16 protein-coding genes and 1 tRNA gene are annotated in these 16,243 nt (G+C 70.8%); 10 read left to right on the top strand and 7 right to left on the bottom strand.

What is annotated here, in order from left to right; translation table 11 throughout:
* The first annotated feature begins 147 nt into the window (after nt 1-147).
* Nucleotides 148-537: an IS5 family transposase gene (locus tag AB0447_RS23475; RefSeq protein WP_366478681.1), complete on the top strand. Its 390-nt coding sequence runs from the start codon at nt 148-150 to the stop codon at nt 535-537.
* Nucleotides 534-1,109, top strand: a complete 576-nt coding sequence (locus AB0447_RS23470; RefSeq protein WP_366478685.1) for a transposase — start codon at nt 534-536, stop codon at nt 1,107-1,109. The genes AB0447_RS23475 and AB0447_RS23470 overlap by 4 nt, the downstream gene beginning before the upstream one ends.
* A 117-nt stretch (nt 1,110-1,226) precedes the next feature.
* Here AB0447_RS23470 and AB0447_RS23465 read toward each other — a convergent pair whose 3' ends face one another.
* From AB0447_RS23465 to AB0447_RS23455, 3 genes are all read right to left on the bottom strand, one after another.
* Entirely contained in the window at nt 1,227-1,754 is a 528-nt protein-coding gene (locus AB0447_RS23465) for a hypothetical protein (protein ID WP_366478680.1), read from the bottom strand.
* Nucleotides 1,755-2,079: 325 nt separating this feature from the next.
* Nucleotides 2,080-3,441, bottom strand: coding sequence for a M1 family metallopeptidase (locus AB0447_RS23460; RefSeq protein WP_366478684.1), 1,362 nt, complete (start codon nt 3,439-3,441; stop codon nt 2,080-2,082).
* A 142-nt stretch (nt 3,442-3,583) separates the two neighbouring features.
* Nucleotides 3,584-4,132: a heme-binding protein gene (locus tag AB0447_RS23455; protein WP_366478679.1), complete on the bottom strand. Its 549-nt coding sequence runs from the start codon at nt 4,130-4,132 to the stop codon at nt 3,584-3,586.
* 664 nt (nt 4,133-4,796) lie between these two features.
* On the opposite strand from AB0447_RS23455, the gene AB0447_RS23450 reads away from it, so the two are divergent.
* The 3 genes from AB0447_RS23450 to AB0447_RS23440 all read left to right on the top strand — a co-directional run bounded on the left by AB0447_RS23450 (nt 4,797) and on the right by AB0447_RS23440 (nt 7,551).
* A complete protein-coding gene (locus AB0447_RS23450; protein WP_366478683.1) occupies nt 4,797-5,930 on the top strand; it encodes a sensor histidine kinase in 1,134 nt (377 codons plus the stop codon).
* Nucleotides 5,927-6,547, top strand: coding sequence for a response regulator transcription factor (locus AB0447_RS23445; RefSeq protein WP_366478678.1), 621 nt, complete (start codon nt 5,927-5,929; stop codon nt 6,545-6,547). Before AB0447_RS23450 ends, AB0447_RS23445 begins: the two co-directional genes overlap by 4 nt.
* Before the next feature lie 500 nt (nt 6,548-7,047).
* A complete protein-coding gene (locus AB0447_RS23440) occupies nt 7,048-7,551 on the top strand; it encodes a hypothetical protein (RefSeq protein ID WP_366478677.1) in 504 nt (167 codons plus the stop codon).
* Between the two features lie 102 nt (nt 7,552-7,653).
* Here the strand turns inward: AB0447_RS23440 and AB0447_RS23435 are convergent, their stop codons facing one another.
* Entirely contained in the window at nt 7,654-8,334 is a 681-nt protein-coding gene (locus AB0447_RS23435; RefSeq protein ID WP_366478676.1) for a pentapeptide repeat-containing protein, read from the bottom strand.
* 65 nt (nt 8,335-8,399) lie between these two features.
* The gene (locus AB0447_RS23430) at nt 8,400-8,876 is read right to left on the bottom strand and encodes a GNAT family N-acetyltransferase (RefSeq protein ID WP_366478675.1); all 477 of its coding nucleotides are present in this window, start codon (nt 8,874-8,876) and stop codon (nt 8,400-8,402) included.
* A gap of 137 nt (nt 8,877-9,013) precedes the next feature.
* Between AB0447_RS23430 and AB0447_RS23425 the strand changes: the two genes are divergently transcribed.
* Entirely contained in the window at nt 9,014-10,411 is a 1,398-nt protein-coding gene (locus AB0447_RS23425) for an FAD-dependent oxidoreductase (protein WP_366478674.1), read from the top strand.
* Nucleotides 10,412-10,451: 40 nt separating this feature from the next.
* Here the strand turns inward: AB0447_RS23425 and AB0447_RS23420 are convergent, their stop codons facing one another.
* Nucleotides 10,452-11,909: a multicopper oxidase domain-containing protein gene (locus AB0447_RS23420; protein WP_366478673.1), complete on the bottom strand. Its 1,458-nt coding sequence runs from the start codon at nt 11,907-11,909 to the stop codon at nt 10,452-10,454.
* A 231-nt stretch (nt 11,910-12,140) separates the two neighbouring features.
* Nucleotides 12,141-12,213 (bottom strand) — tRNA-Thr (locus AB0447_RS23415).
* Between the two features lie 283 nt (nt 12,214-12,496).
* Between AB0447_RS23415 and AB0447_RS23410 the strand changes: the two genes are divergently transcribed.
* The 4 genes from AB0447_RS23410 to AB0447_RS23395 all read left to right on the top strand — a co-directional run bounded on the left by AB0447_RS23410 (nt 12,497) and on the right by AB0447_RS23395 (nt 16,181).
* Nucleotides 12,497-12,787 (top strand): transposase, encoded by a 291-nt coding sequence (locus AB0447_RS23410; RefSeq protein WP_366478672.1) that lies wholly within the window; start codon nt 12,497-12,499, stop codon nt 12,785-12,787.
* 210 nt (nt 12,788-12,997) lie between these two features.
* The gene (gene ugpC / locus AB0447_RS23405; RefSeq protein ID WP_366478671.1) at nt 12,998-14,086 is read left to right on the top strand and encodes a sn-glycerol-3-phosphate ABC transporter ATP-binding protein UgpC; all 1,089 of its coding nucleotides are present in this window, start codon (nt 12,998-13,000) and stop codon (nt 14,084-14,086) included.
* A 139-nt stretch (nt 14,087-14,225) separates the two neighbouring features.
* A complete protein-coding gene (locus AB0447_RS23400) occupies nt 14,226-15,725 on the top strand; it encodes a hypothetical protein (RefSeq protein WP_366478670.1) in 1,500 nt (499 codons plus the stop codon).
* A 42-nt stretch (nt 15,726-15,767) separates the two neighbouring features.
* The gene (locus AB0447_RS23395; RefSeq protein WP_366478669.1) at nt 15,768-16,181 is read left to right on the top strand and encodes a hypothetical protein; all 414 of its coding nucleotides are present in this window, start codon (nt 15,768-15,770) and stop codon (nt 16,179-16,181) included.
* Nucleotides 16,182-16,243: the final 62 nt, after the last annotated feature.

The raw sequence follows: 16,243 nt of genomic DNA, 5'->3' as shown, positions 1-16,243 counted from the left end.
CCGACCCGAAGCCCTACGTCTGGACCAAGACCGCCGACGAGATCCTCGAACGCCTCGCCTCATATCTGAACAGAATTCCTGACTCAGAAGACTAGCGCGTGTCTCTTTGGTGGGTTGGTCAGTTGATCGGATGTGTCTGTCCGATGGGTGATCACTGATGCGATGTGGGCTCGGATCGAGCCGCTGATGCCGCCCGATCCGGTTCGCGGGCGGCGGTGGGCTGATCACCGCCGCACCCTTGAGGCCATCGCGTGGAAGTACCGCACCAACTCGCCCTGGCGGGATCTGCCCGCAGAGCTCGGCCCGTTTCAGACCGCGCACAAGCGGCTGGTCGGATGGGCTGTCGACGGGACTTGGCAGAAGGTCCTGACCGCCGTTCTGGCGGCGGCGGACGCCGATGACGACATCGGCTGGACGGTCTCGGTCGATTCCACCGTCATCAGGGCCCATCAGCATGCTGCCGGAGCACGCAAAAGGGGGCCGAAGGCCGCAACGAGCCCGCCGATCACGCCCTCGGACGCTCACGCGGCGGCCTGAGCACCAAGGTCCACCTGGCCGCCGACGGTCGTGCACGGCCTCTGGCTCTGACGGTCACCGCGGGCCAGGCCGGCGACGCACCCGCCTTCGAGGCCGTCATGGCCGGCATCCGCGTGCCACGAGGCGGGCCCGGCAGGCCGCGCACCCGGCCGTTGGCCGTGCTCGCGGACCGGGCCTATTCCTCCCGCGCCATCCGGTCCCACCTGCGACGACGTGGGATCCGCGCGGTCATCCCGCAGCCGTCCGACCAGGTTGGCAACCGCCTGCGGCGAGGCCACCGAGGCGGCAGCGCAAGCTGGCTGATCGCCCAGTGGCCCGAAGGCCACGACGAGCCGGTGAGGTACTGGATTTCGAACCTGCCCGCCGACATCCCCACCAAGGACCTGGTCCGACTGGCCAAGGCCCGCTGGCGGATCGAGCACGACTACCGGGAGCTGAAGGCCGCCCTGGGGCTGGACCACTTCGAAGGCCGTTCGTTCACCGGCTGGCACCGGCACGTCACCCTCGTCACCGCCGCCCACCTGTTCCTGACCGAACAGCGGAGGAACCCAAAAGCCCCTGCCAGGGCCTGACCCTCTACCAGGCCCTGGACCTCCTCCAACACCTCCTGGCCACCCTCATCGGCACCTGCCCTACCTGCCGGCAGACCATCCCATGGCAGCCCTACGACACCACCTAACAAAGCACTACTAGCTGTCGACATTGACGCAAATGACCGACGCCCACCAATCGATGGAGCCATCGGGTGAGGGGTTGTTGACGCTGAGCACCCACCTGACCGGGTCGTCCGTCCCCTGCGGGAAGGGACCGTTCGCCCTCGTCGACGGTGGGGGAGTCGAGATGTTGTCGTACGTGATGCCTCCGCCGGTGGCCTTCTTACCCGGTGGGCATTCCAGGATGACAAAGCACTCACCGGTTGTGTTCGGCCCGCAGTTGTGCCTCTCCGTGATGACCTCGTATCCCGGCACACCGGAAGAGGGCGTCGTGCCCGTACTGGTGGACGTGGCACTCTGACTGCAGTTGACGTTCTGGGTTCCGGTGAAGGTGTTGCCTTGCCCCACCTGCCCGGAAGGGAAGCAGGCAAGGGTGATTGACGGCGTGCCGAGGAGCGACAGGAGAGAGCCCTCAGTATCGGCGTGGGCACCACCGGCGCCGAAGACAAGCGCTGCCGCCGCGACGGCCGTACAAGCCGCGGTCATCCTCTTAGTGAGCTTCACCGGCTGCCTTTCCATGTAGGCGTTCTCGAACGTGACATCACGTCGTAGAGGATGCCGCAGAAAACACGCCACGGAAGGACGTGATCTTTCCAACATGAAGGTATTCCCTCAGACAGCCGAGTTCGCCTGCGTATACCCACCAATTCTCATGACTGCCGAGGGATCGCCGACCCTTTGGCGAGATTGTTCCAGAGGCGCCACACGTCTGCGATCTGGACTTGGCTCTATTACGGGTTGTGGCTCTGGTCCACTCCCACATCGCATCAGTGATCACTAATCGGACAGTCGTATCCGATCAACTGACCAGCCCATCAAGGAGACACGCTCAGGTGGAGGGACGCCCCTTCCCGTACAGCCACACCTCCCAGACCTCGTCCAGGTCGTGACCGGTCTTCGCCTGCGCGTAGGCGGTGAAGTCGGCGGTGTTCGCATTCCCGTGCCGGTGCTCGGCGGCCCAGCCCCGGACCAGGGCGAAGAACTTCTCGTCCCCGACCTCCTGCCGGATCCGGTGCAGCACCATCGCACCCCGGTAGTAGACCGGATCGGCCGAAATCCGCTCGGGGCCGGGCGGGGAGGCCGGCGGGAACTCGGCCCAGTCGGAGTCGGCCGCCGGGTCCACGTCCGTGTCCCCCTCCTCGAACGCGGTGAACCGCTCCTGGGCGGTGGGCCCGCCGTGGTCCTCGGACCACAGCCACTCGGCGTAGGTCGCGAAGCCCTCGTTGAGCCACATGTCCTTCCAGGACTTCGGCGACACCGAGTTGCCGAACCACTGGTGCGCCATCTCGTGCAGCACCAGGTCCACCGTCGGCGCCCCCGGATAGACCGGGCGGGTCTGGGTCTCCAGCGCGTACCCGAGCGTCCCCTCGTCCTCCACGATCGCGCCCGCCGCGGCGAACGGGTACGGCCCGAACCGGCCGCTGCCCCACTCCACGATCTCCGGGATCCGGGCGAGCGCGTCCGCGCTCTTCGCCGCCTGCCCCGGCACCACCGCGTTGTACACGGGGATCCCGGAGGCGGTGGTCCCGGTCGAGATCTTGTACGGGCCGACGGCCGCGGTCGCCAGATAACTGGCCATCGGCTCGGCCGAGTGCCACCGGAACACGGTCTGCCCGTCCCGGTCGGCACGCGAGGCCAACAGCCCGTTGGAGACGGCCTCGTACCCCTTCGGAACGCTCAGGGTGATGTCGTAGGCGGCCTTGTCACTGGGGTGGTGGTTGCCGGGGAACCAGGCCATCGACCCGGTCGGCTCGCCGACCCCGACCGCCCCGTCCCCGGTCCGGATCCACCCCTCCTCGGACCCGTCCGGATCCTCCACGGCCTTGGGCTTCCCGGAATACCGCACGACCGTACGGAACTCCTCGCCCTTCTTAAGGTCTTCGGCCGGACGGACCGTCAACTCCTGCCCGGTCCGGTTGTACCGGGCTCCCTCGCCCTGCACCGTCACGTCCTCGACGTCGAGCCCGACGAGATCGAGGTTGAAGGAACTCAGGCCCTGCCCGGCCCGGGCGGTGATCACGGCGGTGCCGTCCAGCCGCCCGCTGTCCGGCCGGTAGACCAGGTCCAGGCCGTAGTGCCGGACGTCGTAACCCGCATTGCCGGCCTTGGGGAAGAAGGGATCACGCAGCCCGGACGCACCGGGCCGCCCCTGCACCGTGCCACCCGTACACGCCGTGGTGAAGGCGAGCAGGGCGGCAGCGGAGGGGGCGGCGAACCGGAAGAGCGCACGGTGATCCACACGCCGATCCTAGATCCTGCGGGCACTCACTCCCCGCGAGCACTCACTCCCCGCGGGCACTCACTCCCTGCGGGCACTCACTCCCTGCGGATACTCACTCCCCCAGGGCGTCGACACCGGCCTTGGCGTACTTCTCGTCCAGGTCACCGCTCGGCGCACCGGCCACACCGATGCCCGCGACCGGAGCGCCCTTGGCCTGGACGGGCGTGCCGCCGCCGAGGAAGAGGGTGCCGGGGATGTCCTTCAGGTTCGGCGCCTGGGCGAGGCGGCCGACGAGCACGGAGGTCGGGGCGTTCCAGGACACGGCGGTGTACGCCTTGCGCTGGGCCGACTCGTAGGACTGCGGGCCGGCGCCGTCGCCGCGCAGGGTCACGATGGTGTTGCCGTTGCGGTCGACGACGGCGACCGTCACCCGCTGGTTCTCCTTCTCGGCGGCGTGCAGCGCGGCCTGGGCGGCGCGGGTCGCGGCGTCGACGGTGAGGTGGGTGGTGGTGGTGAAGTTCTCGTCGTTGTCCTTCTTCGCGACGGCGGCGGGCGCGGCCGCCGGGGCCGCGGTGGCGCTGGCGCTGACCGCGCCGAAGGTTCCGGCGCCGAGCGCGACGGCGAGGGCGGCACCGGTGAGGACACGGGTACGGGTGTTCATGCTGCTGCTCCCTGGCTGGGTGTGGACTCCGTTGCTGCACCTCCGATCCTGCTGCCACCCCCACCCCGACCCGGTCCCCGTACCGGCTCCGCCTGACCTGCGTACCGGTCGACCCCCCTGTCATCCAATCGGCTGATGCGCCCCGCCTCCCGTCCCGAGTTCCCTGGTCAGAGACCACCCACCCCTACGGCCAAACCCCGAGGCACGGAGCCACCCCCAGCCCCGCCAGGCTCCGCGACCCGGGCCTGACCGGAGCCACCCCCAGCCCCGCCAGGCTCCGCGGCAGGGGCCGGACCGGAGCCATCCCAGCCCCGCCGGCGTTTGAGGCGCGGGGTCCGGGGCGGAGTCCCGGGGGCGGGGCGGAGCCACCGCTCGGCACCCGGCCCCGCCCAGCCGGACCCCACCCCCACACCGCGGCACGATGGACGTACGTACGCGACACCACCGCAGCAAGGAGAGGACCGGCGTGACCACAGGCCAGCAACCCCCAGCAGCCGGCACCGGCCAGGCGGCCAAGCCAGGCCAGGCAGCCAAGCCAGGCCGCACGGCCGGCGCGGGCCGGGCAGCCGGCGGCAGCCGGGGGGCCGGCGGCAGCCGGGGGGCCGGCGGCAGCTGGGCAGCCGGGGCAGGCCGGGCACAGCGGACCCGCGCCCTCGCCGCCGTCATGCACACCGCCTTCTTCCTCCTGCTCGGCGCCTCAGTGGCCCGCTTCCTGCTCCGCCACCCCGGCGAACCCCGCACCCCCTGGGTCCTCGCCCTCAGCATCGCCCTGGCCCTGCTCTACGTCCTCGGCCCCGCCCTCGGCGCCCGCCCCACCGCCCGCCGCCTCTTCTGGCTCGGCCTGGTCGTCGCCACCTGGGTGGTCCTCGTCCTCCTCGCCCCGAGCTTCGCCTGGTGCGCCGTGCCGCTCTTCTACACCGCCCTGCGCACCCTCCCCCCACGCGCCGCCATCGCCCTCGTCGCCCTCCTCACCGTCTTCGTCGTGATCGCCCAGCTGAAGCTGGCCCGCCAGTTCGACCCCAATCTGCTGCTCGCCCCGCCGGCCGTCGCCGCCCTCGCCACCGCCGTCTTCATCCACATGGAGCGGCAGGCCACCGCCCAGCGCGCACTGATCGACGACCTGATCCGGACCCGCCGGGAGCTCGCCGCCACCGAGCGGCGCGAAGGCACGCTCGCCGAGCGGCAGCGGCTGTCCATGGAGATCCACGACACCCTGGCCCAGCACCTGTCCAGCCAGCAGATGCTGCTCCAGGCCGCCGACCGCACCTGGGACGCCGACCCGGCAACCGCCCGCGCGCACGTGCGGACCGCCACCGAGATCGCCGCCCGCGGTCTCGCCGAAGCCCGCCGCCTCGTCCACGATCTGGCCCCGCGCGAACTCGACAACGGCGCCGGACTCACCGAGGCGCTGCGTGCCCTGGACGCCGGACCGGACATCACCGTCCGGTTCCACCTCGAAGGCACCCCGGTACCGCTCCCGGACCGCACCCAGTCCGCCCTGCTGCGGATCGCCCAGGGCGCGCTGGCGAACGTACGGGAACACTCCGGCGCCGGGGCGGCCGCACTGACCCTGAGCTACCTCGGCGACCAGGTGGTGCTGGACATCGCGGACGACGGCCGCGGCTTCGCCGAACCGCGCCCCGCCGGAACCGGGCGCGGCGACCGCACCGACCGCGGCCACGGCCTGCCCGCGATGCGCGCCCGCGTACGGCAGCTGGGTGGCACGCTGACCATCGAATCCGCCCCCGGCGAGGGCACCGTCCTCTCCGCCGCACTGCCCCTGGAGCCGACTCCATGACCACGATCCTGCTCTGCGACGACCACGTGGTGGTCCGGGCCGGCCTGCTGGCACTGCTCGGCAGCGAGCCCGACATCGAGGTGGTGGGCGAGGCCGGCAGCGGCGAGGAGGCGGTCGCGCTGGCCACCAAACTGCAGCCGGACGTCGTCCTGATGGACCTCCAGCTCGGGGAGGGGATCGACGGGGTCGAAGCGACCCGTCGCCTCACCGCCCTGCCCCGCCCGCCGCACGTCCTGGTCCTCACCACGTACGACACGGACGCCGACATCACCCGGGCGATCGGAGCGGGCGCCACCGGCTACCTGCTGAAAGCCGAACGCCCCGAGGAACTCTTCGCGGCGATCCACTCGGCGGCGCAGGGGCGCACCACCCTCTCACCGCCGGTGGCGAGCCGCGTGATGGCCCACATGCGCGGCTCCCGGCCGACCCTGACGGAGCGTGAGCTGGACATCCTGGGGCAGCTCGCACACGGCCTGGGCAACCGGGAGATCGCCCGCGCCCTGTTCATCAGCGAGGCCACGGTCAAGACGCACCTGGGGCGGATCTACGACAAGCTCGGCGTCGACACCCGCGCGGGCGCAGTGGCAGTGGCCAAGGAACAACGCCTGCTCCCATAACACCGCCCCGACGGCCCGTGCCCAGGCCCCGGCTCAGGCCCATGCCCCGGCCCAAGTCCCGGCCCCGCCCCAGCGCAGGTCCCGGCCCAGGCCCAGGCCCAGACTCAGGCCCCAGCCCAGATCCCAGCCCGGGTCGGGGCTGAGACCCAGACCCCGGACCATGCCCAGGCCCCGGCCCAAATCCCGGCCCCGGCCCAACGCAGGTCCCAGCGCAGGTCCCGGCTCAGGCCCAAGGACAGAGCCAGGCCCCGGCCCAAGTCCTGGCCCCGCCCCGCCCCAGGCCCAGGCCCAGGCACAGACCCAGGTCCCGGCCCAGGTCCCAGCCCGGGTCGGGGCTGAGGCCCAGGTTCCGGCACGCGGCCTCCGGCCCCGCCCCGGCCCAGGCCTGGGCTCAGAGCCAGGCCCCGGCCCAGGACCCGGCCCAGGTCCAGGCCCTGGCAAGGCCCCCCGCCGACGGCCGGCGGCCGCCGCCCCGCCCCGGGCGTGACACCATCGGATACGTGCTCGACATCGGCTACTCCCTCTCCCGGCGCTTCCCCGACCCCCCGCAGACCGACTACCGGTCCGCGGACGTCCACGCGCTGCGCCACGACCTGTTCTGCGGGGACGTCTACCTCGCCGACACAAAGGAGGACCGGGAAGTATCCACAGCCTGGGGATGGGTGCCGGTCCTCGACTTCGCCTGGGCGCTCTGCGACATCGTCGAGCAGCTCGACCAGGACCCGCGCGGCAGCCGCTCGGCGAACCGGCAGTACGCCGAGCTGGACTTCACCGAGTCCACCGACCGCATGCTGTTCGAGCGCCGGTTCGGCTGGGTGGACATCGAGGCCGACTGGATGCCGGCCGAGGAGCCCCCGCTGACCTTCAGCCACCGCCTGCTCCGCCGCGAGGCCCGCGACTTCCTCCACGACCTGATCGCCGACCTGACCGACATGCACGACGGCCTGGCCGACAACCCCGTCATCTGGACCCTTCAGTCCCGCTTCCCCCGCGTCCCGGCGTAAAAGGGCCCCAGGCGCGAGGCGCGGCACCGGACACCGCAAGCCCGCAAGCCCGCGAGGCGCGGCACCGGACACCGCAAGCCCGGCCCGATCGACAAGACACCCCTAGGGCTCGACGCGTACCCCCAGGTGCGCGGCGAAGGCCGGAGCCAGGTCCAGCAGCTGCGCCGGGCTGATCACCGCCCCGGCCAGCCGGTCCAGGCCCCGCGCGATGTCCAGCTCGGCGGCCGCCCGCAAGTCCACGTCCGTCATCCGGACCCCGCTGAAGTCCGCCCGCCGCACCACGCACTCACGGAACTCGACCCGCTCCAGCACCGCGTTCCCGAAGTCCGGCTCGACCAGCACCACCCCTTCGAACACCACGTCCTTCAGCCGGGCCCCCCGCAGATTCAGATAATCGATCTTCCCGCCCCGGACCAGCACCCGCTCCAGCACCGCCCCCTGCAACTGCACCCCGCCCAGCCGGGCATCGGCCAGCTCCACGTCCCGGAACCCCGCATCGGACAGGTCCGCCCCCACCCCCCGGACCCCCTCCAGTACGCAGTCCAGGAACCGCACCCTGGCCAGCCGCGCCTCGTCCAGCCCGCAGCCGCTCAGCCGGCAGTCCAAGAACCGCGCACCCGCCCCCTCCTGCCCGGCGAGGTCCAGCCCGTCGAAGAGCAGCCCGTCGTAGTCCCCGTCCGGCTCCAGCCCGCCGCCGCCGAACCCCACCAGCTCCGGCAGCCGCACCTCCGGCCGCCGCACCGCCTTCGGCCCCGGCCTCCGCCCCGCCTTCGCCGCCGACACCGCCCCCGCCCCCGCCCCCGCCCCCGCCCTCGACCCCGGCCTCGGCCCCGGCTCACCCGCCGCCGTCACCGGCCCGCCCCGAGCTCCGCCAGCTCCCCGTCCGTCAGCCGGTACCGCAGCCACTCGTCCTGCGACCGGGCACCCAGCGACTCGTAGAACCGGACCGCCGGCTCGTTCCAGTCCAGCACCGACCACTCCAGCCGCTGATAGCCCCGCTCCACACACGTCCGCGCAAGCTCGACGAGCAGCGCCTTGCCGTACCCGCCACCACGGACCTCCGGCCGCACATACAGGTCCTCCAGATAGATCCCGTGCACGCCGCGCCAGGTGGAGAAGGTGAGGAACCACATCGAATAGCCCACGACCTCACCCTCCCCGGACTCCGCGACATGCGCGAACACCCCCGGCCGCTCCCCGAACAGCGCCTCGCGCAGCTGGTCTTCCGTGGACCGGACCTCGTGCGGCGCCTTCTCGTACTCCGCAAGCTCACGGATCAGGGCATGGATGACGGGCACATCGGCAACGGTGGCGTTTCGAATCATGCACGCACCCTAAAACGCACTCCTCTCCAAGCCCCCGCGGTTTCTCCCTCCGGCAGCCCGGATCACCAACCAGAACGCATCCGAACGCAGTCCTCAACCCTGGACACACATACGGAACCCGGTGTACCAACTCCCCCATGACACGCGCGACGATCAACGGCGGCATCTCCTTCTGGTACGCGACCGACGGCACCCCGCCGCCCCGCGCACCCCTCACCGGAGACGCGACCGCCGACGTCGTCATCGTCGGCGGCGGCTACACCGGCCTCTGGACCGCCTACTACCTCAAACAGGCCGCCCCCTTCCTCCGGATCACCATCCTCGAACAGAAGTTCTGCGGCTACGGCGCCTCCGGCCGCAACGGCGGCTGGCTCTACAACGGCATCGCCGGACGCGACCGCTACGCCAAACTCCACGGCCACGACGCCGCCCAACGCCTCCAACAGGCCATGAACGACACCGTCACCGAAGTCATCGACACCGCTGGCAAAGAATCCATCGACGCCGACATCCACCGCGGCGGCGTACTCGAAGTCGCCCGCACCCCCGCCCAGCTGACCCGCCTCAAAGCCTTCCACGACACCGAAACCGCCTACGGCGAAACCGACCGCATCCTCCTCGACGCCACCGACACCCGCGCCCGCATCAACATCGCCGACGCCGTCGGCTCCTCCTGGACCCCCCACGGCGCCCGCATCCACCCCGCCAAACTCGCCACCGGCCTCGCCGACACCTGCGAACGCCTCGGCGTCACCATCCACGAATCCACCCCGGTCACCGAGATCGCCCCCAAACGCGCCATCACCCCCTACGGCACCGTCCGGGCCCCCTACGTCCTCCGCTGCACCGAAGGCTTCACCGCCGCCCTCAAAGGCCACAAACGCGCCTGGCTCCCCATGAACTCCTCGATGATCGTCACCGCACCCCTCCCCCCGGAGACCTGGGAACAGCTCGGCTGGACCGACCGCGCCACCCTCGGCGACATGGCCCACGCCTACATGTACGCCCAACGCACCGCCGACGACCGCATCGCCATCGGCGGCCGCGGCGTCCCCTACCGCTACGGCTCCCGCACCGACAACGACGGCCGCACCCAGCCCGCCACCATCACCGCCCTCACCGAACTCCTGACGGCCTTCTTCCCCCAGCTCACCGGCGTCGACATCACCCACGCCTGGTCAGGCGTCCTCGGCGTCCCCCGCGACTGGTGCGCCACCGTCACCCTCGACCGCGCCACCGGCCTCGGCTGGGCCGGCGGCTACGTCGGCTCCGGCGTCGCCACCGCCAACCTCGCCGCCCGCACCCTCCGCGACCTCGTCCAGCAGGACTCCGGCCAGGCCGGCCCCACCGAACTCACCACCCTGCCCTGGGTCAACCACCGCGTCCGCCGCTGGGAACCCGAACCCCTCCGCTGGCTCGGCGTCCACGCCCTCTACGCCGCCTACCGCGAGGCCGACCGCCGCGAAACCGCCACCCACACCCCCGACACCACCCCGCTCGCCCGCCTGGCCGACCGCCTCTCCGGCCGCCACTGAAGGACAGCCGGACGCGGCACGACGCGACCCGACCCGACACCTAGCGGACGATGTCCAAGTTGGCCATCATCCCCATCGCCGAGTGGTCGATCAGGTGGCAGTGGTAGTAGTACCGCCCGGCATACGGCGTCTTGAAGGACACCAGGATCCGCACCGTCTGACCGGGCATCACCCGCACCGTGTCCTTCAGACCCGCCTCACCCGGAACCGGCGGCACACCGTTGATGTCCAGCACCCGGAAGTCCACCAGGTGGATGTGGAAGTTGTGCGGGATCTGCGCATCCAGGTTCTTGATCTCCCAGATCTCCGTGTCACCCCACCGCACGGTGGTGTCGACCCGGTTCGCGTCCCACACCTTCCCGTTCATGAACCCGGTACCCGCCGCATCCATCGACATCGCGAAGGTCCGCGTGTTCACCGGCTCCTCGGTCGCCGGCAGCTCCGCCAGCCGCGCCGGAACGGAACTGAAGTCGGCCACCTTGCGCACCACGTCGAACCGCATGATCTCCTTCGTCGACGGCGAGGCGAGCATGGTGTTCTCCAGCACCACGCTGGTGCCCAGCGCGTACCGGGAGAAGTCGACGATGATGTCGGCCCGCTCACCCGGCGACAACGGCAGCCGCGTCGTCGTGTACGGAGCGGGCAACAGCCCCCGGTCGGAGGCTATCTGCACGAACTCCCCGCCGTCCGACAGCTTCAGGTCCAGCGGCCGCAGGTTCGACCCGTTGATGACGCGCAGCCGGTACTTGCGGGCGTCCACCTTGAAGTACGGCTGCGGCTTGCCGTTCACCAGGATCTGCTTCCGGGTGAAGAAGTCGTGGCTGAAGAACAGACTGCCGTCCTCGTTGAGCGCGATGTCCCGGATCACGATCGGCACGTCGTACGCGCCCCTCGGCAGCGGCAGCGACTCCTCGTTGGCATCGGTCAGCTGGTAGACCCCTGCCATGCCCCGGTAGACGTGCTCCGCCTCCAGGTGGTGGGCGTGATCGTGGTACCAGAGCGTCGCCGCCACCTGCGGGTTGAGATAGGTGTACTTCCGCTCGCCGCCCGTCGCGATCAGATCCATCGGCCCGCCGTCGTTCTCCGGGTCCGTCACGGCCCCGTGCAGGTGCATCGAGGTCCCGCTCGGCGTCTCGTTGCGCTGGCTGACGACGGTACGGCGCCGGGAACGGGCCTTGATCGTCGGCCCGGGGAAGATCCCGCCGTAGGTCAGCACGGGGGTGGAGAGCCCGGGAAGGATCTCCACCGAGGCCGGCTTGACCGGCAGGCTGTAGTAGTCGGTGGTCCCGCTGATCCACTGCGGCCGCAGCACGGGAGGCACCGGCATCGCCACCTGGAACGGCGCGGCCACGGGCGCCAGCCCGACGGCCGCCGCCGCGGGCACCTGACCACCACCGTCGGAGGCCACCGAGGTCCGGTGGACGAGCAGCCCACTGACGGTGAGCGCGCCGCCGGTGGCCACTGCAAGCTTGAGCAGCTCACGCCGCGAGGTGGACATGCCGGTCTCCTTCTGCCAAGAAGCATGGGGGTGGTGGCGATTCACGCTAGGCACCCCTCGGACAGACCGGTGTCCGGCAATTGACAAGAACTGTCAGATCTCCGCCAAGGACTGTCCCCTTCCGCCAGAGCCGCAGGGCGGGGAGGAACGCGAAGAGGGCTCCGGGTGACCACCCGGAGCCCTCTTCGCTGTACGAATCCCCTCGGCCAGCAGTGCGCTGACCTGGGACGGAGCCGCCTGTCGGAATCGAACCGACGACCTTCGCATTACAAGGGCGGCGCTCTACCAACTGAGCTAAGGCGGCACGACACACACGCACGAACGCTCGCGCGCGGAGCCGCCATCACTCTACACAGCAGCCGATTCCCGAGGCCATCAAGTTCCACCGAGGACCGTAACCACTCATCCACCTGTTCGCTGAACGGACTGATGTGCCGTTCCGAAGATCGGATCAGCAGGGGGAGGCGATGGCGCGCATCACGGGCGAGGAGGCCCGGCGGATCTGGCAATCCGCTGGTCGCGCCCGCTATCGGCCGGCGTGATGCCGGTGAAGGTGACTGTGACCCGCGATCGCGGGCCGTTTCTTCTTGTCCGTCCTGGTAGAAGAGCGGATCGCGCAGCTGCCCGTCGCATTCGTCCCCGGCACGAGTGCTCCGAAGGCCGTCGGCCTCGACCTCGGGCTGGCCGCCCTGGTAACGCTGGACGACGGCAACACAGTGGATCACCCGCGGCTGCTGAAGAAGTACGAAGCAAGACTGGCACGGCTTCAGAAGGAACTGCACCGCAAGCAGAAGGGGTTCAGCAACCGCAATCTGTGGAGCCTGCGTCAGTCCGCCTGGTGCGCCCTCAGGGCGTCGCCTGGCGGCAGCGGGCTGTGAAGCAGGAAGCACCGCTCGCGAGGGCGGCGCCGGGGTCAATCGGATCGTCCGCACGTCTCTTCACGGCAGCAAAAGCGGGCGCTCTGGCCTACTGACAGAACGGCCAGAGCCAGGTAGCGTCACCGGCAGGTCCATTTCACTGGACTAGACCCATCTTCCTTCCAATCGGATCGTCCGGCACGTTCCTGCCGGTAGAAGGGATTCATCACCATGGCTTCTGTCACCTTCGACAAGGCGACCCGCCTCTACCCCGGCGGCGACAAGCCCGCCGTCGACCAGCTCGACCTGCAGATCGAGGACGGCGAGTTCCTCGTGCTCGTCGGGCCCTCCGGCTGTGGCAAGTCGACCTCGCTCCGCATGCTCGCGGGGCTCGAGGACGTCAACGGCGGGTCCATTCGGATCGGGGAGCGGGACGTCACGCACCTGCCGCCCAAGGACCGGGACATCGCGATGGTGTTCCAGAACTACGCGCTGTACCCGCACATGACCGTCGCCGACAACATGGGCTTCGCGCTCAAGATCGCCGGTGTGGACAAGGCCACCATCCGCCGGAAGGTGGAGGACGCGGCGAAGATGCTGGACCTCACCCAGTACCTCGACCGCAAGCCCAAGGCGCTCTCGGGTGGTCAGCGGCAGCGTGTGGCGATGGGCCGGGCGATCGTCCGGAAGCCGCAGGTGTTCCTGATGGACGAGCCGCTGTCCAACCTGGACGCGAAGCTGCGCGTGTCCACCCGTACCCAGATCGCCGCGCTCCAGCGCGACCTGGCGATCACCACCGTGTACGTCACCCACGACCAGGTCGAGGCCATGACGATGGGCGACCGGGTGGCGGTGCTGAAGGACGGTCTGCTGCAGCAGGTCGACACCCCGCGGAACATGTACGACCGGCCGGCGAACCTGTTCGTCGCCGGGTTCATCGGCTCGCCCGCCATGAACCTGGTCGAGGTGCCGATCGCCGACGGCGGTGTGAAGTTCGGTGACAGCGTGGTGCCTGTGTCCCGGGAGGCGCTGTCGGCCGCGGCCGACGCGGGCGACCGTACGGTCACCGTGGGCGTCCGTCCCGAGCACTTCGACATCGGTGACGAGGGCGGTCTGAGCATCACGGTGAACGTGGTCGAGGAGCTCGGCGCCGACGGTTACGTGTACGGCACCGCGCAGCTCGGCGAGAAGTCGCAGGACCTGGTGGTGCGGGTGCACGGCCGGCAGGTTCCGGAGAAGGGTTCGACGCTGCACGTGGTGCCGCGCGGTGGCGAGACCCACGTGTTCTCCACGTCGAGCGGCGAGCGCCTCTCCGACTGACGGTAGGGCGCAGGGCGTACGGCGGACCGCCGTACGGACCGTTCCGGTGGCCGTGCCCCCGCGCTGCGTGCAGCGTGGGGGCATGGCCTTCGTTCCGCGCGGGCTCCGCGGCCTGCGCGGTCCCGCCGCCGTCGCCCTCGTGTACACCTTGGTCCAGTGGGCCGTGGTCGTCCCCGGCACGGGTCTGGGCTGGGACGAGACCGTGTACGTGAGCCAGGTCAGCCCGCATGCGCCGGCTGCGTTCTTCAGTGCGCCGCGGGCCCGCGGCATCACCTATCTGGTCGCGCCGGCCGTACTGGTGAGCTCCGATCCGGCGGTCCTCCGCGGCTATCTGGCCGTGTTGTCCGGGGCCGCGCTCTTCCTGTCCCTGGCCGTGTGGCGGCCGCTGCTGCCGGCCCGGGTGCTGACGGTGGCCGGTGCGCTGTTCGCCGGGTTGTGGGTGACGGTGCTGTACGGGCCGCAGGCGATGCCGAACCTGTGGGTGGCGTACGGCGCGCTGATCGCGGTGGGGTGTTTCCTGCGGGCCGCGGCGACCGGTTCGCGGGGGGCGCTGGCCGGGTTGGCGGCCGCCGTGTGCGGGGTGGCCCTGATGCGGCCGCCGGATGCCTTGTGGCTGGTGCTCGCGTTGGCGGGCTCGGCCTTGGTGGTGCGTCGTTGGCGGCGGCCGGCGCTGTTGGTTGCGCTCGCTGCGGGGGCGTTGCTCGGGGCTGCGGAGTGGTTGGTGGAGGCCCAGCTGCGGTACGGGGGTGTGGTTCCGCGGTTGCGCCGGGCCAGTGAGATCCAGGGGCATCTGGGGTGGCATCCGGCTGCTCTGCTCGATCAGTTGCATGCGTTGGACGGTCGTACGTTGTGCCGCCCGTGTGGGCCGGAGTGGCGGTGGCCGGCGACGGGGTTCTGGTGGTTCCTGGTGCCGGTGGCCGTGGCGGCCGGCCTGGTGGTGGCCGTTCGCCGTGCGGCTCCGGCCGGCCGGGAGGCTCTGCTGTTGGCGGCGGTCTCGGGTGGGGTGCTCGCGGTTCCGTACCTGGTGCTGATCGGGTATGCGGCGCCGCGGTTCCTGTTGCCCGCGTACGTTCTGCTGGCGCTGCCCGCGGCAGCCGGGGTGACGGCGCTGGCTGCCCGGGGCCCCGTGCCGCTCGCTGCGGTGGCGTGTGTGGCGTTGGGGCATCTTGCGGTGCAGTACTCCGTGCTGGATGCGGCGGTGGCCCGGAGTCGGGCCAATGGTGTGGCGTTCACGCGGGTGGCGGAGCAGTTGCGTGCGCAGGGGGTCCGGCCGCCGTGCGTGATCAGCGGGCACGAGGCGATTCGGGTCGCGTACCGGCTGGGGTGTTCTTCGCGGCAGGTGGGCGGGCACGATCACAGTCTCACGGGGCGGGGGCTGCGGGCGGCGGCGCGGCAGTGGCCGGTGGCGGTCCTGGTGGCGGAGGGCCGTCCGGTGCCGGCGTACGCGCGGGACTGGCGGCGGGTGCCGCTGTTCCCGTTGCCGGGCCTGACGGCGTACCGGGCTCATCTGGCGCCGTTTCCGGGGGTGGAGCGGGGAGGGGACAGGTCGTCGGAGTCCCCGGCAGAACCGGCCGTTTCGAGCACCGTTCGTCAACACGGCATTCGAAAGACCGCATCGAACCATCCCTCGACAGGGTGACTAAATGTCGCCAAATCTTCACCGAGCGCTACTCTCGCCCTCGTGACCCACACTGCCCGCCGTATCGGCCGTTCCCTCGCCCTGGTCCTGCCCGTCGTCATGGTCCTGTCCGGGACCCTCGCGGTCACCATGGTCCCCTGGGCGGACCACTCCCCGTCCCAGATCCTGACCGCCTCCGCCGAGGAGGTGTCCGTCCCCGCGAAGCCGCGTGCCGCGCAGGACGTGCTGCGCGAGAAGCTCCTCGGTGAGCTGCAGCAGGGCCAGACTCCGGGTGTCGTTCTCACCCACCTCCAGCAGGAGGTGAACAAGCGCCCCTCGCTGGCCGTGCACTGTGCCGGGATCGCGCGGGCGCTGGGCCAGGCGGCCGTGGAGGCCCTCGGTCCGACCCGGGCCCAGGCGCATGCCCGGCCGGTCTGTGACACCTCGTACGCGGCCGGAGTGGCCTCCGTCGGCTGACGGCAGGGGTGCCGGCTCCGGGTTTTCCGGGGCGGCTCCCCCGCGGCGGCCCGGGCTGCATA

The sequence above is a fragment of the Streptomyces sp. NPDC051211 genome, assembly GCF_040689505.1.
Taxonomy (GTDB): Bacteria; Actinomycetota; Actinomycetes; order Streptomycetales; family Streptomycetaceae; genus Streptomyces.
The sequence above is the reverse complement of the archived record's forward strand: the minus strand, read 5'-3'. Positions and strand labels throughout refer to the sequence as shown.